At 60.8% G+C, this 23732-nt stretch carries 22 protein-coding genes; 14 read left to right on the plus strand and 8 right to left on the minus strand.

What is annotated here, in order from left to right; all coding sequences use genetic code 11:
• The first annotated feature begins 72 nt into the window (after positions 1-72).
• On the plus strand, positions 73-708 hold the full coding sequence (locus BM116_RS12735; protein ID WP_083727487.1) for a LysE family transporter: 636 nt from the start codon (positions 73-75) through the stop codon (positions 706-708).
• On the opposite strand, the gene BM116_RS12740 is transcribed toward BM116_RS12735, so the two are convergent.
• The gene (locus tag BM116_RS12740) at positions 701-1579 is read right to left on the minus strand and encodes an AraC family transcriptional regulator (RefSeq protein WP_083727485.1); all 879 of its coding nucleotides are present in this window, start codon (positions 1577-1579) and stop codon (positions 701-703) included. The genes BM116_RS12735 and BM116_RS12740 overlap by 8 nt on opposite strands.
• Before the next feature lie 188 nt (positions 1580-1767).
• Between BM116_RS12740 and BM116_RS12745 the strand changes: the two genes are divergently transcribed.
• The 5 genes from BM116_RS12745 to BM116_RS12765 all read left to right on the plus strand — a co-directional run bounded on the left by BM116_RS12745 (position 1768) and on the right by BM116_RS12765 (position 4947).
• Positions 1768-2673: a DMT family transporter gene (locus BM116_RS12745; RefSeq protein ID WP_083727429.1), complete on the plus strand. Its 906-nt coding sequence runs from the start codon at positions 1768-1770 to the stop codon at positions 2671-2673.
• 22 nt (positions 2674-2695) lie between these two features.
• Positions 2696-2938 carry a 30S ribosomal protein S3 gene (locus BM116_RS12750; protein ID WP_083727427.1) on the plus strand — a complete coding sequence of 81 codons (243 nt, stop codon included), beginning with the start codon at positions 2696-2698 and terminating at the stop codon, positions 2936-2938.
• An 80-nt stretch (positions 2939-3018) separates the two neighbouring features.
• On the plus strand, positions 3019-3252 hold the full coding sequence (locus BM116_RS12755; protein ID WP_083727425.1) for a DUF2789 domain-containing protein: 234 nt from the start codon (positions 3019-3021) through the stop codon (positions 3250-3252).
• 50 nt (positions 3253-3302) lie between these two features.
• Positions 3303-3494, plus strand: coding sequence for a CsbD family protein (locus BM116_RS12760; protein WP_083727423.1), 192 nt, complete (start codon positions 3303-3305; stop codon positions 3492-3494).
• Positions 3495-3759: 265 nt separating this feature from the next.
• The gene (locus tag BM116_RS12765) at positions 3760-4947 is read left to right on the plus strand and encodes a Bcr/CflA family multidrug efflux MFS transporter (protein WP_083727420.1); all 1188 of its coding nucleotides are present in this window, start codon (positions 3760-3762) and stop codon (positions 4945-4947) included.
• Positions 4948-5024: 77 nt separating this feature from the next.
• Here the strand turns inward: BM116_RS12765 and fabB are convergent, their stop codons facing one another.
• From fabB to BM116_RS12795, 6 genes are all read right to left on the minus strand, one after another.
• Positions 5025-6239, minus strand: a complete 1215-nt coding sequence (gene fabB / locus BM116_RS12770) for a beta-ketoacyl-ACP synthase I (protein WP_083727418.1) — start codon at positions 6237-6239, stop codon at positions 5025-5027.
• Between the two features lie 11 nt (positions 6240-6250).
• Positions 6251-6766, minus strand: a complete 516-nt coding sequence (fabA, locus tag BM116_RS12775; RefSeq protein ID WP_083727416.1) for a 3-hydroxyacyl-[acyl-carrier-protein] dehydratase FabA — start codon at positions 6764-6766, stop codon at positions 6251-6253.
• A 352-nt stretch (positions 6767-7118) separates the two neighbouring features.
• The gene (locus tag BM116_RS12780; protein WP_083727414.1) at positions 7119-8678 is read right to left on the minus strand and encodes a class I adenylate-forming enzyme family protein; all 1560 of its coding nucleotides are present in this window, start codon (positions 8676-8678) and stop codon (positions 7119-7121) included.
• A gap of 246 nt (positions 8679-8924) precedes the next feature.
• The gene (locus tag BM116_RS12785) at positions 8925-10841 is read right to left on the minus strand and encodes an ATP-binding protein (RefSeq protein ID WP_083727412.1); all 1917 of its coding nucleotides are present in this window, start codon (positions 10839-10841) and stop codon (positions 8925-8927) included.
• On the minus strand, positions 10838-11719 hold the full coding sequence (locus BM116_RS12790) for a hypothetical protein (RefSeq protein ID WP_083727410.1): 882 nt from the start codon (positions 11717-11719) through the stop codon (positions 10838-10840). The genes BM116_RS12785 and BM116_RS12790 overlap by 4 nt, the downstream gene beginning before the upstream one ends.
• A 78-nt stretch (positions 11720-11797) precedes the next feature.
• Positions 11798-13990 (minus strand): TonB-dependent receptor plug domain-containing protein, encoded by a 2193-nt coding sequence (locus BM116_RS12795; RefSeq protein WP_083727408.1) that lies wholly within the window; start codon positions 13988-13990, stop codon positions 11798-11800.
• Positions 13991-14122: 132 nt separating this feature from the next.
• Here BM116_RS12795 and BM116_RS12800 point away from each other — a divergent pair, with 132 nt between their 5' ends.
• The 7 genes from BM116_RS12800 to BM116_RS12830 all read left to right on the plus strand — a co-directional run bounded on the left by BM116_RS12800 (position 14123) and on the right by BM116_RS12830 (position 20109).
• Positions 14123-15163, plus strand: a complete 1041-nt coding sequence (locus BM116_RS12800) for an NAD(P)H-dependent glycerol-3-phosphate dehydrogenase (RefSeq protein WP_083727406.1) — start codon at positions 14123-14125, stop codon at positions 15161-15163.
• Between the two features lie 9 nt (positions 15164-15172).
• Positions 15173-15487 carry a DUF4389 domain-containing protein gene (locus BM116_RS12805; protein ID WP_235846754.1) on the plus strand — a complete coding sequence of 105 codons (315 nt, stop codon included), beginning with the start codon at positions 15173-15175 and terminating at the stop codon, positions 15485-15487.
• Entirely contained in the window at positions 15484-15954 is a 471-nt protein-coding gene (gene sixA / locus BM116_RS12810; RefSeq protein ID WP_083727405.1) for a phosphohistidine phosphatase SixA, read from the plus strand. The genes BM116_RS12805 and sixA overlap by 4 nt, the downstream gene beginning before the upstream one ends.
• Before the next feature lie 168 nt (positions 15955-16122).
• Positions 16123-17787, plus strand: coding sequence for an AMP-binding protein (locus tag BM116_RS12815; protein ID WP_083727403.1), 1665 nt, complete (start codon positions 16123-16125; stop codon positions 17785-17787).
• Positions 17784-18215 (plus strand): hotdog fold thioesterase, encoded by a 432-nt coding sequence (locus tag BM116_RS12820; RefSeq protein WP_083727401.1) that lies wholly within the window; start codon positions 17784-17786, stop codon positions 18213-18215. The genes BM116_RS12815 and BM116_RS12820 overlap by 4 nt, the downstream gene beginning before the upstream one ends.
• Before the next feature lie 122 nt (positions 18216-18337).
• On the plus strand, positions 18338-19201 hold the full coding sequence (locus tag BM116_RS12825) for an alpha/beta hydrolase (RefSeq protein WP_083727399.1): 864 nt from the start codon (positions 18338-18340) through the stop codon (positions 19199-19201).
• A gap of 89 nt (positions 19202-19290) precedes the next feature.
• Positions 19291-20109 (plus strand): DUF4892 domain-containing protein, encoded by an 819-nt coding sequence (locus BM116_RS12830; protein WP_083727397.1) that lies wholly within the window; start codon positions 19291-19293, stop codon positions 20107-20109.
• A 116-nt stretch (positions 20110-20225) separates the two neighbouring features.
• On the opposite strand, the gene BM116_RS12835 is transcribed toward BM116_RS12830, so the two are convergent.
• Positions 20226-22631, minus strand: coding sequence for a penicillin acylase family protein (locus BM116_RS12835; RefSeq protein WP_083727395.1), 2406 nt, complete (start codon positions 22629-22631; stop codon positions 20226-20228).
• Between the two features lie 98 nt (positions 22632-22729).
• Between BM116_RS12835 and BM116_RS12840 the strand changes: the two genes are divergently transcribed.
• The gene (locus BM116_RS12840) at positions 22730-23719 is read left to right on the plus strand and encodes a patatin-like phospholipase family protein (protein WP_083727393.1); all 990 of its coding nucleotides are present in this window, start codon (positions 22730-22732) and stop codon (positions 23717-23719) included.
• Positions 23720-23732 lie beyond the last annotated feature (13 nt).

Consider the following 23732-nt stretch of genomic DNA (forward strand, 5'->3'; position numbering starts at 1 on the left):
CTGCCCAGCTGTACGGTTGGTTAAAGACGGCATCCTGCTAGGATGCCGTTTTCATTTCTGGCAGACCCTTTCATGTCACTCGATACCTGGCTGGCCTTTTTCGTTGCGTGCTGGATCATCAGCCTGTCTCCGGGCGCTGGCGCTATCGCATCCATGTCCAGTGGGCTCAATTACGGCTTTGCCCGAGGCTACTGGACGGCGCTGGGCCTGCAACTGGGGCTGGTATTGCAGGTGACTGTGGTGGCGGCGGGTGTCGGCGCACTGCTGGCGACCTCGGCGCTGGCATTCACGCTGATCAAATGGTTTGGCGTGCTCTATCTGCTCTACCTGGCGCTGCGTCAGTGGCGGGCGCCGGTGCAAGCGCCTGACAGCGTAGCGCTGAGCGGTGCCGTCGGCGTCAGCCCTTGGGGATTGCTGCTGCGCGGTTTGCTGGTCAATGCCGGTAATCCCAAGGCGGTGGTATTCATGCTGGCGGTCTTGCCGCAGTTTCTCGCGGTACAGCAGCCATTGCTGCCCCAATACCTGGTGATGGGGGCGACTATGATCGCGGTAGATCTGATCGTTATGGCAGGTTACACCGGCCTGGCATCCAGGCTGCTGCGATTGTTGCGCTCTCCGCGTCAGCAGCGGGTATTGAATCGCACCTTCGCAGGCCTGTTTGCCGGCGCCGCTGGCGCCCTGACGTTGGTACGTCGCGGCGTCAGCTGATGCTGGTGCGATAGGCTGAGGGGCTGACGCCCATCGCCTGGCGGAAGCGGTTGCTGAAATGGCTGGCTGAGCTGAAGCCGCAGCGCAGAGCGATGTCCTGCAGGCTGATACGGTGGTCGCGGAGCAGTTGCCGTGCCAGCGCCAGACGTCGCTGGCTCACGTACTGGTGGGGCGCAACACCGATACTGCGTTTGAACATGCGGGCGAAGTGGTATTCGCTCAGCTGGCACTGGGCGGCCAGTTCGTTCAGCGGCAAGGGCTGGTCCAGGTGCGCCTCAATATAGTCGCAGATGTGCTGGCGTTGCCGCGGTGCGAGGCCGCCGGTAACACCCGGTAGCTGCCAGTTGACCTGGGTGTAGTGGCGCAACACGTGGCTAAGGAGCAGGGTGCTGGCGCTGCTGAGGGTGAGGCGGTCGCTGGTGTCGTGCCAGTTGGCCCGCAGCAGAAAGTGGCGGTAAAGCAGGGCGATCTGCGGGTCATCGGCGAACAGCCGCTCATCGACACTCAGGTTCAGCGGGCTGCGATCCCAGGTCTGCTCGGCCAACTGGCGCAAGTGCTGATCGGTGAAATACAGATGGACGAACGACAGCGGCCCACGAATGTTCCAGGTGGAGGTGTACTGTCGGGGTAGCAGACACAGGCGATCTGGCCCGCCGCCGTTGTGCCAGCCATCGGCTGCCTTGAAGTAGGACTGGTAGCCGTCAGCCGTGTACAGGCTGAGGGTGTGGTGGTCGGCGTTCTCCAGGGCAATCAGATCCCGCTCGTTATACCAGGCAGCCAGCCCGGTGCCGTTCTCCAAGCGCGCGTTGTCGAGCAGGCGGGTATTGTGCTGGCGCAGGCTATCAAAAACCGCAAACCTGTCGTCTGTCATCACCTTGCCCGCCATGCCGTTGCCCAGTTTGCATGGTATGCCCGTCGGCGCCAGGCGCCAAGCGGGTGCCAGCTGGCTGCGCAAAAAAACGCAGCAATCTGCAAGTCGGCGCAAGCCTGTGCAAGCGTCAGCGGCGGGTGCTGGGAATACTGGCTCTTTGCACGCGCTGATTTGTTTGAGGATAGGGAATGAACGCTACGCTGTATGCCGCCACTGTACTTATTTGGGGAACCACCTGGATTGCCATTGCGATGCAGTCCGGCCCTGTGCCCTCGGCGGTGTCGGTCTTCTATCGCTTTGCTCTGGCCAGCGTGCTGCTGCTGACGGTTTTGCTGCTCAGCCGCCGCCTGCGCCGCATCGGGTGGCGCGACCATCTGTTCTGCCTGCTGCAGGGCCTGTGCGTCTTCAGCTTCAATTTCTACTGCTTCTACAGTGCCAACGCCTATATCAACAGCGGTCTGGAGGCGGTGTTGTTTTCGATGGCCACGCTGTTCAATGCCATTAACGGGGTTATCTTTTTTGGTCAGCGTCTGGAGGGGCGCCTGATACGCGCCAACCTGCTCGGACTGGTGGGTATTGTCTGCCTGTTCTGGCATGACCTGAGCGCGGCCGACTTGAGCCGCGAAACCTTGGTAGGGATTGGTTTGAGTCTGCTGGGGACCTACGGTTTCTCCCTTGGCAACATGATTAGCGTGCGGCACCAGGCCCGGCGACTGGATCTGCTGTCGACCAACGCCTATGCGATGGGATATGGCGCCTTGGCCATGCTGCTGTTGGCGTGCCTGCGCGGTGACACCTTTGCGCTGTTGTGGACACCCGCCTACATGGGCTCGCTGGTGTATCTGGCGGTGGTTGGGTCGGTTATCGGGTTTGCCGTTTACTTCGCTCTGATAGGGCGCATTGGCGCCGGGCCTGCGGCCTACGCGACGGTGCTGTTCCCGCTCATTGCGTTGGGTATGTCAACGTTGTTTGAGGGCTACCAGTGGAGCGCAATGGCGGTGGTGGGGCTGGTGCTGATTCTCTGCGGTAATCTGCTGCTATTCCAGCGACCGCGACCCTCTGCCACACCGCCTGCGCAGGTGGAGCGGGTATAGTCTGCGGATCAGGGGAGGGGCTATGGACTATTTCATCATCGCTGCGGTCAGTTTCAGTGGGCTGTATTTTCACTGGTGGCTGTATCGCCGTATTCGCCGCTGGACCGAGCGCGACCTGGCGTTGTCGATGGCCCAAGGCGATGCAGACAAGCGTGAATACATGCTTGCCTGCCTGCAGCAGGCGCGGGCGCAGAAGGTCTCTCGCAAAGCGCTTGAGAGCTGGCTGCAGGAAGCCGCTGAGCGCTATGAGCGAGAACATCGCTAAATAAATGTGGAACTCCGGCGGGCCGGCTGCACTCTGTTTTGATACGACACCTTTTCCACTGTCGAGCAAGGAGAGTCACGATGGAGCTGCACAACAAAGACCTGAGTACCCTGTTTGAGCAACTGGGCCTGCCGGCAGATCAGGCCAGTATGGACGCCTTCTTTGCCAGCCATTCGCTGGACCACGACACCAAGTTGATCGATGCGCCGTTCTGGAATGAATCCCAGGCCGCGTTTTTGCGTGAAGAAATGCGCGAGGACGCCGAATGGGCCCCTCTGGTGGATGAACTGAACGCGCGTCTGCACGAGCAGTAATGTTGATTGTGTGACAAGTAACCCCTTTTTCAATAGAGCGAGGATCTGTCATGACCAGTACAACTGACAAGCTGAAAGGCAAGTACAACGAAACCGCCGGCAAGGCCAAGCGTGAAACCGGCCGTGCACTTGATGATGAAGAGCTGCAGGGCGAAGGTGAACTGCAGAATCTCAAGGGCAAGGGCCAGTCGCTGAAGGGCAAGACCAAGGAGAAACTGAAGGACCTGGTCGACCGTAGCTGAGGTTCTGTTTCGCCAGCGCCCGGGCTTGTCCCGGGCGTTGTTGTTTTTGCCAGACAGGGACAGCGGATGCGCATTCTGGCATCATGCTGTTCTTTCGCCTGCGAAGCTTATTGGCACCCGAGCAAGCTCAGACGCTGCTGAGCATTCATCTTTATAGTCATTGTGTTGTGTCCTGCCCCACGCCAGGACCGGCGCGCAGCACTAGCGCGGTGTGGAGCGCTTCAGCTCCCTTTACCTCGGCTGCATTATTACGGAACTCTGCCTAATGCCCCTGCATATTCTGCTCATTCTGGGTGGTCTCAGTGCCTTTGGTCCCTTATCCATCGACATGTACCTGCCGGCTTTTCCGGCGATGGCAGAGGATCTGGGCGTTAGTAGCGAGCAGATCCAGCTGAGCCTGTCGGTGTACTTCATCGGGCTGGCCAGTGGGCAACTGGTGTACGGTCCGTTAGCCGACCGTTTCGGGCGGCGCAAACCGTTGCTGTTTGGTATTGGCCTGTTCTGTGTTGCCTCGCTTGCCTGCGCGCTGGCGCCCACGTTGGAGTGGCTGCTTGCTGCGCGCTTTGCCCAGGCATTGGGTGGTTGTGCGGGTATGGTGGTAAACCGGGCAGTGGTGCGCGACCTGTGCGAGCCGATTGATGCGGCCAAGGCGTTTTCACAGCTGATGCTGATCATGGGCGTGGCACCGATTCTGGCGCCACTGGCCGGGACCGCGTTATTGGGGCTGGCGGGCTGGGCGAGTATTTTCTGGTTTCTGACGGTGTTCGCCGGGCTGTTCGCTCTGGCGGTGTACTTCTTTCTGCCTGAAACACTGCCGCCACATATGGCGCCGCCGCCGCTGCGCAGTGCGTTTGGGCGCTATATCGGGCTGCTGCGTGAGCCCTTGTTCATGTTTCACGCCTTGACCGGGGGCGTTGCCATGGCGGGCATGTTCGCCTACATCTCCGGCTCGCCCTATGTCTTTCTCGAGCTGTACAAGGTGCCCGTTGAGCAGTACGCCTGGCTGTTCGGCAGTATTGCTGCCTGCTTCATTCTGTCTGCCCAGTTGAATTCGCGGCTGCTGCGGCGCTGGAGCCAGCTGGCTCTGATACGCGGGACCACGTTCATCTACATGCTGGCGACCGTAACTCTGCTGCTGGCCGCCTGGTTGCAGGTTGAGAGCCTTTGGCTGTTTTTGCCGCCGCTGGTGCTGAGTGTGGCGATCATTTCCCAGGTGCTGCCTAACGCCTCGGCCTGTGCGCTGGCCGGTCATGGTCATCAGGCGGGGATTGCCTCGGCGTTGATGGGCACCATGCAGTTTGCGATTGCCGGGATCACTTCTGCTGCGGTTGGCATGCTGCATGACAATACGGCAGTGCCCATGGCTGGGGTGATGGCGGTGTGTGGGTTGTTAACCGTGGTGATGGCAGCGCTGGCGCGTCAAGCCAATGGGCGTATCGCCGCTACGCATTAATGCGCGGGTGATATTCACAGAGCACAAACAACAAGGCCGCAGCAAAAGCTGCGGCCTTGTTGGCAGAGCGGGTTAGATCAGGCAGCCCAGCGCTTGAGGATCAGGGTGGCGTTGGTGCCACCGAAACCGAAGCTGTTGGACATGATCAGATCAACCGCCTGGTCCAGACGCTCACGCAGAATCGGCAGGTCGCCAGCGTTCTCGTCCAGTTCATCGATGTTGGCCGAGGCGGTCAGGAAGTTATCACGCAGCATCAGCATGCAGTAGATGGCTTCCTGTACACCGGCAGCGCCCAGCGAGTGACCAGAGAGGCTCTTGGTCGAGCTGATCTTCGGTGCCTTGTCGCCAAACACTTCTCGGATGGCCTTGAGCTCGGCAACATCACCAACCGGCGTAGAGGTACCGTGGGTGTTGAGGTAGTCAATGGCGCCATCAACGGTTGCCAGCGCTTGCTGCATGCAGCGTACTGCGCCTTCACCGCTCGGAGCGACCATGTCGTAGCCGTCGGAGGTGGCGCCGTAGCCAACCACTTCAGCGTAGATCTTGGCGCCGCGAGCCAGTGCGTGCTCCAGCTCTTCAACAACGACCATGCCGCCGCCACCGGCGATAACAAAACCATCACGGTTTGCATCGTAAGCGCGGGAGGCTTTGGTCGGGTTTTCGTTGCTCTGGGTCGACAGTGCGCCCATCGCATCGAACAGCATGGTCTGGGACCAGTGTTCCTCTTCACCACCGCCCGCGAAGACAATGTCCTGCTTGCCCAGCTGGATCAGTTCGGCAGCGTGGCCGATACAGTGTGCGCTGGTGGCGCAGGCAGAGGAGATGGAGTAGTTGACGCCCTTGATCTTGAACGGCGTTGCCAGACAGGCAGAAACGGTGCTGCCCATGGTGCGCGGTACACGGTACGGCCCGATCTTCTTGACGCCTTTTTCGCGCAGAATGTCGATGGCTTCCATCTGGTTCAGAGTGGAGGCGCCGCCGCTGCCGGCCACCAGGCCGGTGCGTACGTTGCTGACTTGCTCTTCGCCCAGGCCCGCATCGGCAATCGCCTGTTGCATGGACAGGTAGGCGTAAGCAGCCGCATCACCCATGAAGCGCTTGACCTTGCGATCGATGGCGGCTTCGAGGTCGATGTCTACGGAGCCGGAAACGTGGCTACGCAGACCCATTTCGGCGTACGAGGGATTGAAACGGATGCCGGATTTGCCTTCTTTCAGACTGGCAGCAACGGAGTCCAGGTCCTGGCCCAGGCAAGAAACGATGCCCATGCCGGTAATCACGACGCGACGCATAGTGATGATCCTCAGAAACTATCGGTAGAAGTGAACAGACCCACGCGCAGACCTTCGGCGCTGTAGATCTCGCGACCATCGACGGCCACGCTGCCATCGGCGATGCCGAGGGTCAGGGCGCGGTTCATGGTGCGCTTGATGTGAATGGTGTAGGTCACCTTTTTGGCGGTCGGCAGCACCTGACCGAAGAATTTGACTTCGCCGGAGCCCAGCGCGCGGCCACGGCCTTCATAGCCGAGCCAGCCGAGGTGAAAGCCAACCAGTTGCCACATGGCATCCAGACCCAAGCAGCCCGGCATGACCGGGTCACCTTCAAAGTGGCAGGCGAAGAACCAGAGATCAGGGTTGATATCCAGTTCGGCGACGATTTCGCCCTTGCCGTATTTGCCACCGGTCTCGCTGATGTGAGTGATGCGGTCGATCATCAACATGTTGGGGGCTGGAAGTTGTGCGTTTCCGGGGCCAAACATCTCGCCACGGCTGCATTTGAGCAGCTCTTCCCGGGTGTACGCATTCTGTTGTGTCATTAGTGGCTCCTGCTCATCCCCGTCACGGGGGCTGTTGATTCGGCTTGTTCTGTGTCAGCGAGTATCCGAAAGGGCGCATGGCTGTTCATGATAGTCGAGCCTGCCCTGATTGGCTGCTGTACCGGCCTGACCTGGGTCAAGTCGGATGCACGCGCCTCAGGTTGTACTGCACTTTCGGTTACCAACTGATGGTTTCCAAATGATTTAGCAACGTGGACCTATGCTCAGACTTCGCGTTTTTCGAGAAAGTCACAACACAGGTTCCGAGGCGTTGAGGATACGCGCGAAGGCCGCCGAGGACAAAGGTTCTTCGTCTCGGCGGCGCGCGGGGTGGGGCGGGCGAGGGCGAGTATCAGGCGAGTACGCCGAACTCGGCCTGGAACTGATCGCGCAGTTCGCGCTTGAGGACCTTGCCGATGGCGCTACGTGGCAGCTCATCGGTGATGATCACGCGATTAAGGCGCTGGATCTTGCCGACGCGCTCATTGAACCAGGCCTGGAGCTGGTCTGCGTCCACACTGCGGCCTGCGAACGGCACTACATAGGCGACTGGCGTCTCGCCCCAGCTGGTGGAGGCAACACCAACCACGGTAACGTCCTGCAGGTCGGGATGCTTGCGCAGCTCTGCTTCCAGGTCGCTCGGGTAGACGTTGAAGCCGCCGCTGATGATCATGTCCTTGCGGCGATCCATCAGCGTCAGAAAGCCTTCTTCATCGAAGCGGCCGACGTCGCCGGTGCGGATGAAGCGCTTGCCTGTGCTGTCGAACCACTCGGCTTCGGCTGTTTTTTCGGGCTTGTTCAGGTAACCCGCCATCATCGCCGGGGAGTGGCCTACGACCTCGCCAATCTCGCCACGCGGCAGTTCCTCACCGTCTTCGCTGATCACGCGCATGTCGTGGCCTTCCATCGGCAGGCCGACAGTGTGCAGCTTGTCGGGGTAGGTGTGGGCAGCCAGTGCGCAGGAGCCACCGCCCTCGGTCATGCCATAGAACTCGACCAGGCCACCCGGCCAGCGTTTGATGACGTCGGCTTTGAGCTCGGCGTGGAAAGGCGCGCTGGTGCTGAACTTCATCATGTAGCTGCTGAGGTCGTAGCTGTCGAAGTCGGGGCGAGCCATGATGCGCTGGTACTGCACGGGCACCAGCATGGTGTGGGTAATGCGGTTTTCTTGCGCCAGCTTCAGGTAACGCTCGGCGTCAAATTTGGCCATGATCACCACGGTTCCGCCCAGCCCGATGGTGGGCAGAAAGGACACCAGCGTGGTGTTGGAATAAAGCGGTGTGGACATCAGCGTACGGCAGTCAGGCCCGTAGCCCATGGTCAGGCCGCGCTGAATGTGCGACCAGCGCATGCCGTGGGACTGCACGATACCCTTGGGCTCGCCAGTGGTGCCGGATGAATAGATGACGTTGAAGGTCATCTCCGGGGTGATTTCCACCGCAGCAGGCTGGGCGCCGTCTTCGGCCAGCCAGTCATTGAAGTGACGCTCGCTGCCGCTGTTGTCCAGTGTCAGTAGCGGCATGCTCAGACGGTCACGGACACCCGCGATGGCCTTGTTGACGCTGGCGTCGACGAAGAACAGTTTGGAGGCGGAGTCGGCGAGCATGCCGAGCAGACTTTCCGGGCTGGAAGAGGGTGCCAGCGGGGCGACGGTCAGGCCGGCGCGCAGTGCACCGACAAAAAGCACGGCATAGTTGATCGAGTTGCTGCCACAGATGGCAATGGCGTCGCCGGCTTTCAGGCCGTCACGCTGCAGCGCGGCGGCAACACGGTTTGCTTCGGCATCCAGCTGTCGGTAGGTCATCTGTTGATCGTCTTCGATCAGAGCCGGGTGCTCTGCGCGGTCAATCGCGTGCTGGGCGATCAGTACAGGAAGAGTAGAAAAGGGCGATTCTAGCGTGATGATGGACATGGTCTGGATGCTCAAAATTATTGGGGTTGTGGGAGCAGGCTGTCTGCGCTGAGCTGATGCAGCCTTTCTTAATCGACCTAGTGTCTCGGTTTGAAGACACTGAATCCAGCGCCGCAGGGCCTTAATTTGTTGGGGAAATGTTAAGGAATCACTGATGGACTGCGCGCAACACTGCCAGCTGTCCGCCCGATCCATGTGGACTTCAAGCAGTGACGCCGGTGTGCTCTGAACGTTGGCTGGGCCCTGTTACTTCGGGTTAGTCCAGGGGCTGAGCGCCTGCAGCAGCGCCTGGCGGTTGACCGGCTTGCTGAGAAAATCCTGCATGCCTGCTGCTTCGCAATCGCGTCGGTCAACGTCAAAGGCGCTGGCTGTCAGGGCGATGCAGGGCAGTGGTTCGAGCTGCTGCTCGGTGCAGTGTTCGCTGTACCGACGCCAGACCTCAAGGCCGTCAATGTTGGGGAGCTGGATGTCCATCAGCACGGCAGCATAGGCCGCCGACCGATCGGCCAGATGGCGCAGCGCATCTTCGCCGCTGGCAACGGCTACCACGCGAATGTCCGCCGTGTTGAGCATGCCTTCAATCACCATCTGGTTGACCGGGTTGTCCTCGACCAGCAGCACCGGGCGGTCACTGCCCTGAACTTCGCGAGTGGGTGCCTCGTTGGGCTTGCTCAGCGGCTTATCGCGCAGCGCCAGTGGTATCTCGAAGGTAAAAACCGAGCCCCTACCTTCATGGCTTTGCGCGACCAGTTTGCCGCCCATCTTCTCCGCAAAGGTACGGGCGATGGACAGGCCCAGCCCGGTTCCGCCGAAGCGTCTGGATGTGCTGCTGTCGGCTTGCTGAAAGGCATCGAACATACGCTCAAGGCGCTCCGGCGCGATGCCGATACCGGTATCTGAGACTGCACAGCGCAACCACAGTGCGTCGGTGCCGGTCAGTTGCCAGCTGGCATGCACGGCGATGGAGCCCTGTTCGGTGAACTTCATCGCGTTGCCGATCAGGTTTACCAGTATCTGCCGGATACGAGTCGGGTCGCCCACCACCTCAGCGTAGTTGTCGTTGCCTTCGAGTTTGGTGATCAGTTTCAGTTTCTTCTGCCGGGCGGTGTGCTCGAACACATTGACCGAAGACTGGATCAGTTGCGGCAAGTTGAAAGGAATATGTTCCAGCTCCAGCGCGCCGCGCTCAATGCGGGAGAAGTCGAGGATGTCGTTGATGACCTTAAGCAGGTGGTCGGTCGACTCGCCGGCGATATGCACGTATTCGCTCTGTTCGCTATTAAGGTCGGTGGTCTCGAGCAGTTGCAGCATGCCGAGCACGCCGTTCATGGGGGTGCGCAGTTCGTGGCTCATCATGGCCAGAAATTCCGACTTGGCGCGGTTGGCCGATTCGGCCTCTTCACGGGCGCTGATCAGCGCCTGCATGGCGCGTTGCTGTTGTGTTTCTGCGCGCTCCAGGGTTTCGGCCAGGCTGTTGATGTTGTGCATCAAGTGGCCGATCTCATGCTCATCGTTGACCTCTAGGCGTGTGTCAAGCTCCCCTTGCTGCAGTCGCGCAACGGCGTTGCCCATGCGCTCCATCGGGTCTGCCAATGCCTTGGCCAGACGAATGGCTAGGAACAGCGTTGCCACTAGCACCAGCGCTGCTAGCGCGAGCGTCTTTAACAAAATGCTCTGCTGGCGCTCGATAAAGGCGCTGCTGCTCAAGCCCACATGTACCTGGCCCAAATAGCGTTGCTGGTCGTCGTGGCTGATTACGGGCGCGTCGAGCAGAAATAGATCATTTTGCAGGGGGATGCGTTCGCGCAGGATGTCAGCAACAAACACCTGCATGCCCTCGCGCCCAACCGGATCCGCTTGTCCCAGGTGCAGCAGCGCTCGCCCGGTGCGGTCGTAGACCTCAACGTAGCGGACATGGGGTACGTTGAGCGCTCCTTTGACCAGGCTCTCCAGGGTGCGCAGATTGCCGCTGATAACACCGTATTCGGCTGCAGGTGCAATCTGGTCGGCAATCAGTTGTCCGGTGACTTGCAGCTCTTTATTCACATCGTCCAGACGGGCGGTGGTGAAAAAGGTGAAGCCCACCACGCCCATCAACAGCGCCGGCAGCGTTGCAATAAGGATCAGACGGCTGTAGATGGTGCCGCGTTGTAGAAAATTCATGGCTCTTGCTCCAGCTCGGCCAGGCGGCGGGCGAGGGTGGCATCGTCTGGCAGCGGGATACCCAGGGAACGGGCGACCTGGGCGTTGCTCAGCACGGAAAAGTAGCGGGGGTAGGACGCTGCGCCGGCGGGCATGCCCTGTTCAATCAGGTAAGCGACGCTGCGCGCCATGTCTTGTGGGCTGCTGTAGGTCGTACTCAAGCTGCCCGCGTCGATAAAGGGCGCGCTGGGGCCGATCAGCACCTTGTTGCGCGAGTAGCTGGTCAGCAGGATGGTTTTCAGATTGTCGGCGTTGTAGATGCTGCTGTCGTCGGTACCGAGCAGGATGTCGCTGTCCAGAATGACTTCACCCAGGCGGCGGGTGAGGCTGGCGCCAGTGGGGATGACCACCGCATGCAGGGTGCGGTCGGCTTGTGTTGCGGCGTTTTGCCAGTCCGGCAACTGGGTCTGCCGCTGCTGGCTAATTAACACGCCCAGGCGACTGGCGCCCGGCATCAGCAGTTTTGCCAGGGCAACCTGGCGTGTTGGCGCAGGGTTGGCGAGCAGCGTGTGTGCATTGCTGCCAAGTTGTTCATCTGCTTGCAGGGTTTCGAGTGTGATGTAGGTAGCCAGCGTAGGCTGTGTGGCCGGCTGTTGCTGGCGGTAGACCAAAGTGCTTCGGCCCATGGTGATGACCAGGCTGGTATCTGCTGGCAATTGCTGGTCAGGGTCAACGCTGGTCACACGTTGGCCTGGCAGAGCCCTGGTCAACTCGCTGATAAAGGCTTGGGTAAGGCTCGATTGTGTCGGGACCAGAACGGCTATTTGATCCGCCTTGGCATGGGGCATCAACATGGCAAGCAGCAGGCCGCCAAGCAGGCACAACAGCTGCCGGCTCACCGGGTCCGTCCTTTGGCTGCGTAGTGCATATCGACAATCCGTGTCATTTGTAGGGAGGCCATCGCCTGGACAGGTGAATCAGAAGTCTAGTTCCGCAGACAGGTACACGTGGCTACGGTCGTCGTAGAGGTTTTCGCCCCAGGTCAGGGCTTCATCATCCAGCCGGAACTGCCAGTTCAGCGCCAACTCCAGTTCGCTGGTACTGCCGAGCGAGAAGCGTTTGGCCAGACGACCATCCAGGCGCTCGAAGCGCCGCTCGTTGAGCGCATCAGCACCATAATAGATGATGCTGCTTTCGACGCTCCCAGCCCAGTTGCGTAACCAGGCCAGGGAGCCACTGTTGCGTGGGGTCAGGCGCTGGTCCAGTTCGTTGCTTGCGAAAAAGTCGACATAGGCATAGGTAACCCGGAGCCGGTCTTGTGCTGTCAGCCTCCAGTCTGCCTGAGTCTCGATGCCTGTGAAGCGGGTAGAGCTGCTGTTATCCGGTTCAAAATTCACTACCTGCAGTGGCTGGCTGATCATATTGTCAATTTCGTCATAGAACGCTTTGACGTCAATTGCCAGCCCGAGGTCGTGGAAGTGCCCGTTGTAGCCCAGTTCGTAGGAGCGCATTTGCTCCTGCTCCAGGTCGCCGGGCCCCTGAGCCAGCGCATAGTAAGTGTCGCCTGTAGTGCCGGCACCACTAAGGCCGCTGGGGTAATAGGTCCAGTATGCGTTGTTCTCGTACATGTCTGGAGAGCGCACCGCTTCAGAGTACACCGCGCGCAGACTGTGGGAGGGCGCGACGAAGTAATGCGCTGCCAGCCTGGGAGAAAAAGAGAAGTCGCTCAGGCGATCCTGTTCGGCCATGGCGCCGGCATGTAGCAGCCAACGCTCGCCCAGACGGTACTCAAGGTTGCCAAAAAGCTGCCCAACCGAGTTCTCGACCTTGCCATTGAAGAAGGTTTTCGATTTCGCCTGATCATATCTGAGGTTGAGGCCAAAGACGGTTCGCAGTGCGTCGTTGACTTGTATGGTGTTCTGAACTTCTGCCTCATAGCGTGTTTCACGCAGGTTTTCGTTGAGGTTGAAACAGGCTGGGGCGCTGTCGCGTGCGGCCGCATGCTGTGCTACGAGGCCATCTACCAGCGGCAGCAGCTCAGGCGGTAGTCCGTCCTGGTTGACCAGCCAATCGCTATAGAAGGCCGGGTCTGCCCAGTACCCTCTGCGATTACGCAGAATGTAGTTGAAGCGCCGCGCGTAGACATTGCCGGCAAGGTACAGCTGGCGCAGCTCAGGTGAGAATACGACTGGAGAGTCGCAGGCGCGCCACTGACTGAGACGTTCCATATGCTGGGCGTAGGTTTTGATCTCCAGTCGGTGCGCGGGGCTCAGGTCGTTCTTCCAGTTTAACTGCACGAAGTAGTCGCGGGCGGTAACGTCGGATGAAGGAAAGCCTTGCTCGTACATGAGACGGTCGAACAGGTAACTATCGTCCGTTGGCTCGGCCATGACGCTGTAGTCATTGGACTGTTGGTTGGTACCTTCTTTTGCACCCAGTTGCCACGAAAGGGCCTGGGTGGGACTGAGGTCGGTATTGCCAAGCAGGTTCAGCGCGCTGAGGCGACGCCCGTCACGGTAATCGCTGCCGTCTTGCACGTGGTCGAAGCCGTCATCCTCTTTGCCGATCAGGCTGATGCGCGCCTGAGAGCTGCCGAAGGTGAAACCTTGACTGGCATACAGATCGCTGACGCCGCGGGTGCCGCGGGTGACCTTTACCCGGGTGCCTTGACTAAGTTCAGGCCGGGTGGAAATGATGTTGATCACGCCCATCAACGCATTGGCACCGTACGCCGCCGTGTTTGGGCCTCGGAAAACCTCAATGCGCTCGATATCTTCAATGGCCAACGGAATATCGGTCCAGTCGACCGTTGCCAGGCCCGGTCTATAAACCGAACGGCCGTCCACCAGCACCTGCATGCGCCGGGCCTCGCTGATGTTGGTGCCGTGGTAGTTCACGTTGGCCAGGTTGCCGGCGGAATAGCCAACCATCATGCCGGGCACCAGCCGCATTAGTTCTGGTACGTCTCGTGCGCCCGAGCCACGAATCAACTGCCGATCAATCACCGTCATACTGCCCGGCACCTCTGCCGGGCTTTGTTTCAGGCGGGTAGCGCTGAGTACGGTGGGTAGCTGCAAGTCGTCGAGCAGCGGGTCGTTCAGGGACTGGGCGCCGAGAGGGGCGCTGCAGCACAAGAGGACAGCGGAGGCGGCGAGGCGCGGCTTTAGCATAGTGATGGCACTTGGATTCTTTTATACGAATGCGCACATATTAACCAGCCGAGCAGGTTTTTCCAGCGGCAAATCGCGCCGTCGGCGTGCTCGGCTTATACTGGCGCCAGATTCACTGTCTAAGGATGTTGCATGACCGATCGCAAAGCATCTGTCTGTGTGTTGGGTGGGGGCAGTTTTGGTACCACCCTGGCCAACCTCATGGCCTCCGAAGCTGTGCCGGTAACCCTCTGGTTGCGTGACCCCGAGATGGCCCGGCATATCAGCGAACAGCACGAAAATCCGCGTTACCTGCCCGGCATTGCTCTGGATGAGCGGTTGCGGGTGACCACCGACCTGAATGCGGCGCTGGCGACGGCAGAGATCGTCTTTCTGGCTATCCCGTCCAGTTCTTTCCGCACTGTACTCCAACAGATCGGCCCGCAGCTGGCCGGCAAACAGGTTGTCAGCACCACCAAGGGTATCGAGCAGCCTGGCTTTCTGATGATGAGCCAGATTGTCGAGCAGGAAGCACCTGAAGCCCGCGTGGGCGTGCTGTCCGGGCCTAACCTGGCCAAGGAAATTGCCGCAGGAGAGCTGACTGCGACCGTGGTCGCCAGCGAAGACGAGCAGCTGTGCCGTGATGTGCAGGCCGTGCTTGGCTGTGCCAACCTGCGGGTCTATGCCAGTCAGGATCGCTATGGGGTAGAGCTGGGCGGCGCGCTGAAGAATGTCTACGCGATTATTTCCGGTATGGCCTCGGCGCTTGGCATGGGCGAAAACACCAAAGCGATGCTGATTACCCGGGCGCTGGCCGAGATGACGCGCTTTGCCGTGCACATGGGCGCCAACCCGCTGACTTTCCTGGGACTGGCGGGGGTTGGCGACTTGATCGTTACCTGTGTGTCGCCACAGTCACGCAATTTTCAGGTAGGGCATGCGCTGGGCAAGGGCGAAACTCTGGAGCAGGGTGTGGCCCGGCTGGGCCAGGTAGCCGAGGGCGTCAACACGCTCAAGGTACTCAAGCACAAAGCGGCAGAAGAGAGCGTTTACATGCCACTGGTCGATGGCCTGCATGCCATTGTCTTTGAGCACAAGCCGCTGCCGGCGGTGATTGCCCGCCTGATGTCGGCTGAACAGAAAAACGATGTTGAATTTGCCGCCTTCATGTCGGCTGCACCGGTCAATTCCTGAGGAGTTTTTGTGAACGCGTTTTTGAATAACCTTTGCTCCGCCGATTTTTGGCTGCGACTGCTGTATGTCGTTTTCTTTGCCCTGGCCTGGCAGGTGGCCGAGGTGGCGCTGGCAGTATTGGTCCTGATCCAGATTGCCTATCGTTTGTTTCGTGGTGAGCCGGATGCCGATTGCGCGCGCTGGGGTAGCAGCCTTTCGCAGTACGTCTGGCAGAGCGGTCGCTACCTGACTGGTGCCAGTGAGCAAAAGCCCTGGCCCTTCAGCGAATGGCCGGACGGTGATGCGCAGTGGCTGCGTGAGCTCCGTGACCAGGAACCACAATGAGACTCTGGATTCTGCGCCATGGTCAGGCTGCGCCCCAGGCTCCGACGGACCCCGAGCGGCCGTTGACCAGCGCCGGCGAGAATGAAGTGCGCAGCATGTGCCAGATCCTGGCCGGGCAGCCACTCGATGCGATGCTCGCCAGCCCTTATCTGCGGGCACAGCAAACGGCTGCGCTGGTGGCCGATCAGCTGGATTTTGCCCGCGGCGTATCAACCGCGCCCTGGCTGACCCCCGATGATGAGCCGGCTGAAGTGCTGCGTTATCTGAGCGAGCGCAACGAACAGCAGTTACTCCTGGTTAGTCACCAGCCGCTGGTCAGTCAGTTGCTCAGCCTTTTGTGTGAGGGCCACCGGGCAGGGCATTTTCCCATGCCTACGGCTGGTCTGGCCTGCGTTGATCTGGACTTTGTTGCCGCAGGTCTCGGTCAATTGCAGTTGTTGCAGAGCCCCGCGCAATTGACCAGCTAATCGCAGACTGAATGTCCTGCGGTGGCAATGGCTCACATCTGCGCGCGATTGCTCTGCGCCGGCCTTGTAGCCATCTGTCGGCTGGGATAGTGTGAGGGCAATTCCTACCGGCAGGCTGTCCTCAGAGGCGGCCGTCGCAACAATAATAATGATTCGGCGGAGCAGGGCATGGGTGCATTGGCAACGCAGCCTGCGACGGCGCTTGAGGCCTTCTTACGTCAGGAGGCCCTGCGCCCGAGCACTACCTATCTGGTTCAACCGCTGCCTGACGGCAGTATTCAACGTCTGACCTGGGCCGAGGTTGGCGAGCAGGCGCGCCGCGCTGCTGGCTACCTGGCTAGTCTGCAGCTGCCAGCCGGCAGTTGCATTGGCCTGCTGGCGCCCAACTGCGCCCACTGGATCGTGGCTGACCTGGCTATCTGGATGGCCGGTCATGTCTCCGTTCCCCTGCATCCTGGTCTCACTGTCGATTTTATTTCTCAAGTAGCACGTCACGCTGACCTCAGGGCGGTGTTTCTTGGGCGTCTGGAAGGGTGGCCGGCACAGAGTGCGGGTTTGCCCGATGAGCTGGTGCGCCTTGCCCTGCCGCAGGGGCCGGAGGAGGCCGGTGTGCTGCCCTGGTCCGAGCTGCAGCAGCATTCACCGCTGGAGCCGCACAAGCCTGCTGCCGATCAGTCCGCTACCATCATTTACACCTCTGGCACCACCGGTGTACCCAAGGGTGTGGTCTTGAGCTTTGCCAGCATGTATCTGGCGGCCAGCAACTTCCTGCGTCTGTTTACCATTTCGGCGTCGGATCGCATGTTGTCATGCCAGTCTTTTAGTCATATTGGCGAGCGGCAGTTCATCGAGATGACCTCATTGCTTGGCGGTCAGCAGGTGTTCTTTGTCGAACGTGCCGCCAGTTTTCTGGAGGATTGTCGTCGAGCCAGACCAACCCTGTTTATTGCCTCGCCCAGGGTTTGGCAGGACTGCATGGATGCCTGTGATCGGCGTTGGCCGGCGCGCTGGCAGGGCGCTTTGCTGCGCCTGCCGGTGCTGGGGCCGCGCCAGGGCAGGCGCGTGCTGACCTATTTAGGCTTGGATCAGGTGCGCTATGCCGTCAGCGGGGCTGCGCGTTTGAGTCCGGCGCTGCAGCATCGATTCGCGGAGTTCGGCCTGCAGGTGGTAGAAGCCTATGGCATGACAGAGAACTGCGGTTACTCGCATGTCGGGCGTCCTAGCAAAGCGCGCCCCGGCTTTATTGGGCTGCCCAACCCCGGCGTCGAGTGCCGGCTGGGGGATCAGGGAGAGTTGCTGGTGCGCAGCAAGACCCTGATGCTGGGCTATCACAAGGACCCGGCACGTACTGCCGAGGTATTGGACGAGGATGGTTTTCTGCACACAGGCGATGTGGCGGAGATCGACCAGGAGGGCTTTTTGCGGCTGACAGGTCGCCTGCGTGATATCTTCAAGACCTCTCAAGGCCGCTACGTCACCCCTGCACCCATCGAACAGCGCCTAATGGACGATGCACTGGTAGAAGAAGCCTGTGTGGTTGGTCAGGATCTGCCCCAGCCGCTGGCGCTCGTGCGGTTGGCCCCGGGGCTCACGGCCGACAAAGTCACCCTTGGACGCCTGCAGGTACTGTTCGAGTCCGTTAATGAAACCTTGCCTGCCACCGAACGTCTGGGCTGCCTGGTTATTGTGCAAAGCGCCTGGGATATCGCGGGCGGGTTCCGCACGCCAACGCTGAAGCTGCGCCGCAACGTGGTGGAAGCAACTTATCATCGCCATTTCCAGTATTGGCTGGTCAGCGGCAAGAGTATTGTTTTGGAGGAGAGTGACCCATGAGCGCCATTTGGCATCGCCCCCTGGATATCGAGGCCATGAATGCGCCCGGTCCGCATATCAACACGCTATTGGATATTCGTATCGAGGAGGCGGGAGACGACTGGATCAGCGCAAGCATGCCGGTTGACCAGCGCACTCATCAGCCCTACGGCATCCTGCATGGTGGCGCGTCGGTGGTGCTGGCTGAAAGCGTCGGCAGTATGGCGTCCTACGCCTGCATTGATACCAGCACCCATTACTGCGTGGGCCTGGATGTGAACGCCAATCACCTGCGTGCGGTGCGTACCGGCCGGGTTACTGCGCGGGCTACGGCGGTGCATCTGGGGCGTACAACGCACGTCTGGGACATCCGCCTGCGGGATGAACAGGGCAAGACCACCTGCATCGCCCGCCTGACCATGGCGATTGTGCCATTGAAGGCCGATTGAGCCAGGGCTGCGCTGGCCGGCCGTGTATGGAGCTGTATTCACGGATACCCCAAGGCTTGTTCGCGCGGCAGCAAGCCAGTAGATTTCTGCGGCATCCGTTCCCCTCAGCAACCGGAGGCCGCATGCCCCTTACCAGCCATGAAGTACGCTTTTCCCTGCCGCACATTGAAGTAGCCGGCAAGGCTTGGGGCGAGCCCGGCGGTTTGCCGGTGATTGCGCTGCACGGCTGGCTCGACAATGCCGCCACCTTTGATCGAGTGGCACCGGCGCTGGAGGGCGTTCACCTGGTCGCGCTGGACCTGCCGGGGCATGGCCTGTCAGGGCACATGCCCGCTACCGGTTACAGCCTGTGGCAGCAAGCGGCCAGCGTGCTTCAGGTGGCAGAGGATCTGGGCTGGGAGCGCTTTGCCCTGCTTGGGCATTCCATGGGCGCGATTATCAGCGGCATTCTGGCGGGCAGCCTGCCGGAGCGGATTATCGGTGCGGCCATGATCGACGGGCTGATGCCCTTTACCTCGGAAGCTGACGATGCGCCTCGGCAGATGGCGCGTTTTTTCAAATCCAGCCTGCAGTTGGGCAGCAAGCGTAAACCCATTTATGACAGCGCCGACAAGGCAATCTCGGCACGGGTGCTGGGCGGTACTACGCCCATCAGCCGCGAAGCGGCGGGCTGTCTGGTAGAGCGCGGACTGATGCCGCACGATGGTGGCTGGACTTGGCGGACCGACCCGCAACTGATGCTGCCTTCGCCACTACGCCTGACCCAGCGTCACGCCGTTTCCTTTATCGAAAACATCAGCGCACCGGCCTGCCTGGTACTGGCCAATCAGGGCGTGATGCACAAGCATCCCGAGGTGCTGGACCGCATCGATGCCTTTGAGCATTTGCAGGTGCACCGTATCGACGGTGGACACCATCTGCATCTGGAAGCCCAGGCGCCGGAGGTGGCTGCCATTCTGAAAGACTTCTACACAAGCCTGAGCTGACCCATACGCCCAGTCGCGGTATCCTCGGAGTCGATGTGGCGCGTCAGCGCCCGCATAATGACGCCCGCAGGTGGGCGCTGAGGAGATGCATGGGGTCCATAACACGAAGTGCGCCGCTGCTGCTTGCCGGGCTGTTGTTTGCCGGAGTGCTGCAGGCCGAAGACGCCGTCTCGACACTGGTTGTCGAGCCTTTCACCCATTCGCGCCTGGTCGACCAGCGCTTGCAGACCCAGGGGGATCAGCCGGTGGTCATTGGCAGCATCCGGCGCATCAACAACCAGCTGCGGGCCGAACGCGAGGTGCGTGCCAGTGGCGATCTGGCATCGGTCAGCTGGGAAATTCTCGACGGCTACGAACCCGAAGTGGCGTTCAGTCATCTGCTTGGGCAGTTGCTGGAACAGCCCCATACGCTGCTGTATGCCTGCGATGGCCGCGAATGCGGCAGCAGCAGTTTGTGGGCCAACCAGGTGCTGCATAACTCGCGCCTGTACGGCCCAGACGAAGATCAGCGCTACCTGGCGCTGCGCCTGGATGCCGAGCCGCAGCGCTTTATCACCCTCTACAGCATTACCCGCGGAAATCGGCGGAGTTACCTCAACATGACCCAGCTGACGCCCGATCAGCCGGTTCAGCAGGCGCTGTACCCGACGCCGTCAACCTTGCTCAAGGTGCTGCGCAGTGAGAACAACCTGGCACTGCCTTCGCTGCAGGACCCACGGCTGCGTGAAGACTGGACCCGGCTTCTGGTGCGCATGATGCGGCTGGACTCGTTGCTGCGGCTGCAGCTGGACGGGGGCGATGCACCGCAACTGGCCAACGACATGAAAGCCGCTGGTGTGGCGGCGTCGCGCATGCAGCTGGGTGAGCCTGTGCCCGCTGAGGGTGCGGTGCTGCAGCGTATTCGCTAGGGGCTGTTACCGCGCCTCCCGCAGCCCATTTGTCGGCCAGGCAACGCTGCAGGGGGCGCAGTGCAGTCGCTCTGCATACACGGCCGATAATCTGGGCCGAATAATGAGCCCGGCCCTTAGGGCTGCAGCTCCAGCTGATCGGGGAGGGCGCGAATCGACAGCCAGTCGAACAGCTGCGCCCGATAGCGGCCCTCGTTGAACATCTCGGCCTGGTCCCAGGCGTGGGCATCCAGCGGGTTGCCGGCCTGGCCTAGCGGGTTGATGCCCAGGCTGGCGTTCAGGTCTGCCAGGTCGATCAGGCGACGGGTCGATGGGCCGGCCTTGATCTGATATTGCGCGGTACCGCGGTCGAAAACCATGTTGTTAAGGGTTTCGTTGCCGCCGTCTACCGCGACCGGCTGGCTGCTCAGATACTCGCCGAAGGGCAGTCGCTCGCTGAGTGCGTGCTTGTGCTGCAGGCTGGTCAGGCGCGACCACTGCCACTGCTGCGGGTCATCACCCAAGTCTTTTACCAGCCCTTGCAACGCATTCTTCCAGGCATGCGTGATGGCTGCCTGGCGGCCGTCCAGGCTTGGGTGTTCGCGGTTGTCCCACCAGGGCGAGGTCGGCTTCCAGTACAGGCTGGCCAATGTCTTTTCTGCCATGAAGGTATTACGGAAGTAGCTGTAACGCGGGCCCAGCTCATCGGCAAACAGGGCTTCGGACAGCGCATCCTGCCAGCGCTGGAAAATGCTGGCGGCCTGGCTGTCGCGCCGGTAGTGCCCATCCCAGCTGCTGAGCAGTGCGAGCGCCTGGGTACCGGTGTCGCGCAGCTCCTCTGGCAGCTGTTGCGGGTCCATGAGCGGCATGGCGTCGGCGAGCATGCTCAGGGCAAGTGGGCGCTGATCGTCGAGCTGGAAGGCCTTGAAGTCCGACAGGTCGAAGGGCGCTTCGCGGTTCAGCAGGTCTTCAAGGCGCTGTGCGCGATCGGTAGGTGCGTAATAGCCTGGCAGCTTGCGGCGCGGATTGCGCTCGGCATACGGGTTGTTGGTGGAGAAGATAACGCCCTCGCGCGGGTTGATGATGCGCGGGTTGGTCTCAAAGGGTTGATAGCCCAGAAAGTCATCCCGGCCCGACCCCCCGTTGAGCAGCGAAAAGCCGTTGCTGCTTTGTGGCCAGCGCTTGAGTTTGCCAATCGCCCACATGGCGATGTTGTCATCCACGTCGGCGTACACCAGATTCAGGCCGGGCGCGCTGTGCAGTGCAGCGGCGGCCTGAAACTCGTCTAGGCTGGTGGCGCGGGTAAAGCCGTAAAAGGCGCTGGCCGAGTCGTTCTCCGGGTCGAGGAAACTCCAGAACAGGCTGACTGGTTCGCGCTCAAGGCTGCCGGGCAGATCGTTGACGATAGGGCCATGGCGGCTGCTGCGCGTGCGGATCAGTCGATCTTCCTGGCCGCGAATCTTGATGACCTCTTCATGCACTTGCAGCTTCTGCCAGCGGTCGACCGCCCAGACCTGCTCCGGGTCGTCCGGGTTGACGCGTTCGCGGTAGAAGTCCACGTCATCGTTCATCAGCATGGTCAGGCCCCAGGCGTGATGACGCGTCTGGCCCAGCAGCGGAAACGGGATACCGGCGAGAAAGTGGCCATAGACTTCGCTGTCGGGTGTGCGGATGTGCGCTTCGTACCATACCGCCGGCGCGGCAAAGCCGATGTGCGGGTCGTTGGCCAGCAGCGGCGCGCCACTTGCGCTGCGCCCGGCGTTGACTACCCAGGCGTTGGAGCCGAGGAACTGGCCTACCGGCAGGGTCTGTTCAACCTGGCTGATCTGCTCGAGCATTGGCGTCAGCAGTTCGATGTAGGGCTGTCCGGAAGAGCGCACCGGCGGCAACTGGTCTGGCCAGCTGGGTACCAGATCACGGTAGTGGCGTTCGCTCAGGGTGCCGCGAATGGTGTCGACCAGAGCATCGGTCTTGAATGCCTCGGCAAAGGAGTACGCCATATAACCCATGGTATTGGCGATGTCCTGGGTACTGAAGTAATCCGGCTTGGTCATCAGCAGGCGATATTCCAGTGGTCGGCCGCCCTGGTCGATGTACTGGTTGATACCGTCCTGATAGGCGTGGAGCAGCTGTACCTGGGGGCTGTCTGCCTGTTGCTCCAGACGCTCTGCGTACTGGCGGGCGTAGCGGCTGATGCCCAGGGTCCGGAAGAATCGGTCGGTTGCGAACGACTCGGCGCCGAACAGCTCGGACAGGCGTCCGCCGCCGATGCGCCGCAGCAGGTCCATCTGAAATAGCCTGTCCTGGGCATGCACGTAACCCAGCGCGAGGTACGCGTCGTGCTCGCTCTGGGCATCGATGTGCGGTACGCCCCAGGCGTCGTAGTAGACAGACACCGGTGCCGTCAGCCCCTCCAGCTTGAGTTTGCCGCTGCGCTTGGCCTCTGCGGTGTGGATAAACCACGTTATAAGCAGGGCGCACAGTGCCATGAGCAGGGCAACAAAGAGGATGATTTTCAGAGGGCGATTCAGACGGGCGTTCACAATGGGCCTTGTGCAGCGGAAAAACGTCCGGGCATCATGCGCAGCGCGGTGGTATACGTCAATCGGGACACGCGAGTTTGTGAAGGAGTAAGAACACGATGGCACGAAGAGTCGCTCTGGTACTGGGCAGCGGAGGCGCAAGGGGATATGCGCACATAGGCGTGATCGAAGAAATTGAGCGTCGAGGCTATGAGATCGCCTGTATTGCCGGCTGCTCCATGGGCGCGGTGGTGGGCGGCATTCACGCTGCCGGTCGGCTGGCTGATTACCGCGAGTGGGTGTCCGGTCTGGATTACCTGGATGTCATCCGGCTGCTGGATATCGGCTTTGGCACCTTGGGCGCGATTCGCGGTGAGCGGGTGTTCGGACGAATCCGCGAGATACTCGGCGATATCGATATCGAAGACCTGGCGATCCCTTTCACTGCTGTCGCCACCGACCTGACCAACCAGCAGGAGGTGTGGTTTCAGTCGGGCTGTTTGCATCAGGCTATGCGTGCCTCGGCGGCTATCCCCAGTCTGTTTTCCCCGGTACGCCAAGGCAATCGCGTGCTGGTTGACGGCGGCCTGCTTAATCCGCTGCCGATTGTGCCGGTGGTGTCGGCGCATTGTGATCTGATCATGGCGGTGAACCTCAACTCGATTGAAAGCAACCACTATCAGATGCCCGTGATCGAGCGGCCTGCGCCCATTCGTCAGCAGTGGGAGCAGTGGATGGCCGCGCTAAAGCCGTCCTGGCTCGGACGGCGGGCCGAGGAGGAGGAAGAGCAGGCCGGTCAGCAGGCGCTGCCGCTGACGCCGGAGGAGGGCGATGAGCCGCACTCGCGTGAGGAGGACCAGGATGCCCCGGTCGAAGTGGAGCCACCGGTGGGCCCTGCCAGCATGCTGGAGCTGGTCAACCTGTCATTTGAGGCGATGCAGGCCTCGCTTACTCAGTACAAGATTGCTGGCTATCCGCCAGACGTGGTGTTCAATGTGCCCAAGCGCCTGTGCCGGTTCTTCGAGTTCTATCGCGCCCCTGAGTTGATCGAGCTGGGCCGCATGGTAGCCAGCGATACGCTGGATCAGTTCGAACGTCGCCAGCACTGAACTGCGTCTGGTG

The organism is Halopseudomonas pachastrellae (assembly GCF_900114765.1).
GTDB lineage: Bacteria > Pseudomonadota > Gammaproteobacteria > Pseudomonadales > Pseudomonadaceae > Halopseudomonas > Halopseudomonas pachastrellae.

Bases quoted from the DNA above. Each gene is read 5' to 3' on its own strand.
- BM116_RS12750 (WP_083727427.1), top strand. From the start codon at position 2,696: ATGGACTATTTCATCATCGCTGCGGTCAGTTTCAGTGGGCTGTATTTT.
- sixA (WP_083727405.1), top strand. From the start codon at position 15,484: ATGAGACTCTGGATTCTGCGCCATGGTCAGGCTGCGCCCCAGGCTCCG.
- BM116_RS12795 (WP_083727408.1), bottom strand. From the start codon at position 13,990: ATGCTAAAGCCGCGCCTCGCCGCCTCCGCTGTCCTCTTGTGCTGCAGC.
- fabB (WP_083727418.1), bottom strand. From the start codon at position 6,239: ATGCGTCGCGTCGTGATTACCGGCATGGGCATCGTTTCTTGCCTGGGC.
- fabA (WP_083727416.1), bottom strand. From the start codon at position 6,766: ATGACACAACAGAATGCGTACACCCGGGAAGAGCTGCTCAAATGCAGC.
- BM116_RS12765 (WP_083727420.1), top strand. From the start codon at position 3,760: ATGCCCCTGCATATTCTGCTCATTCTGGGTGGTCTCAGTGCCTTTGGT.
- BM116_RS12830 (WP_083727397.1), top strand. From the start codon at position 19,291: ATGGGGTCCATAACACGAAGTGCGCCGCTGCTGCTTGCCGGGCTGTTG.
- BM116_RS12800 (WP_083727406.1), top strand. From the start codon at position 14,123: ATGACCGATCGCAAAGCATCTGTCTGTGTGTTGGGTGGGGGCAGTTTT.
- BM116_RS12785 (WP_083727412.1), bottom strand. From the start codon at position 10,841: ATGAATTTTCTACAACGCGGCACCATCTACAGCCGTCTGATCCTTATT.
- BM116_RS12745 (WP_083727429.1), top strand. From the start codon at position 1,768: ATGAACGCTACGCTGTATGCCGCCACTGTACTTATTTGGGGAACCACC.
- BM116_RS12760 (WP_083727423.1), top strand. From the start codon at position 3,303: ATGACCAGTACAACTGACAAGCTGAAAGGCAAGTACAACGAAACCGCC.
- BM116_RS12840 (WP_083727393.1), top strand. From the start codon at position 22,730: ATGGCACGAAGAGTCGCTCTGGTACTGGGCAGCGGAGGCGCAAGGGGA.
- BM116_RS12740 (WP_083727485.1), bottom strand. From the start codon at position 1,579: ATGACAGACGACAGGTTTGCGGTTTTTGATAGCCTGCGCCAGCACAAT.
- BM116_RS12735 (WP_083727487.1), top strand. From the start codon at position 73: ATGTCACTCGATACCTGGCTGGCCTTTTTCGTTGCGTGCTGGATCATC.
- BM116_RS12820 (WP_083727401.1), top strand. From the start codon at position 17,784: ATGAGCGCCATTTGGCATCGCCCCCTGGATATCGAGGCCATGAATGCG.
- BM116_RS12755 (WP_083727425.1), top strand. From the start codon at position 3,019: ATGGAGCTGCACAACAAAGACCTGAGTACCCTGTTTGAGCAACTGGGC.
- BM116_RS12780 (WP_083727414.1), bottom strand. From the start codon at position 8,678: ATGTCCATCATCACGCTAGAATCGCCCTTTTCTACTCTTCCTGTACTG.
- BM116_RS12815 (WP_083727403.1), top strand. From the start codon at position 16,123: ATGGGTGCATTGGCAACGCAGCCTGCGACGGCGCTTGAGGCCTTCTTA.
- BM116_RS12825 (WP_083727399.1), top strand. From the start codon at position 18,338: ATGCCCCTTACCAGCCATGAAGTACGCTTTTCCCTGCCGCACATTGAA.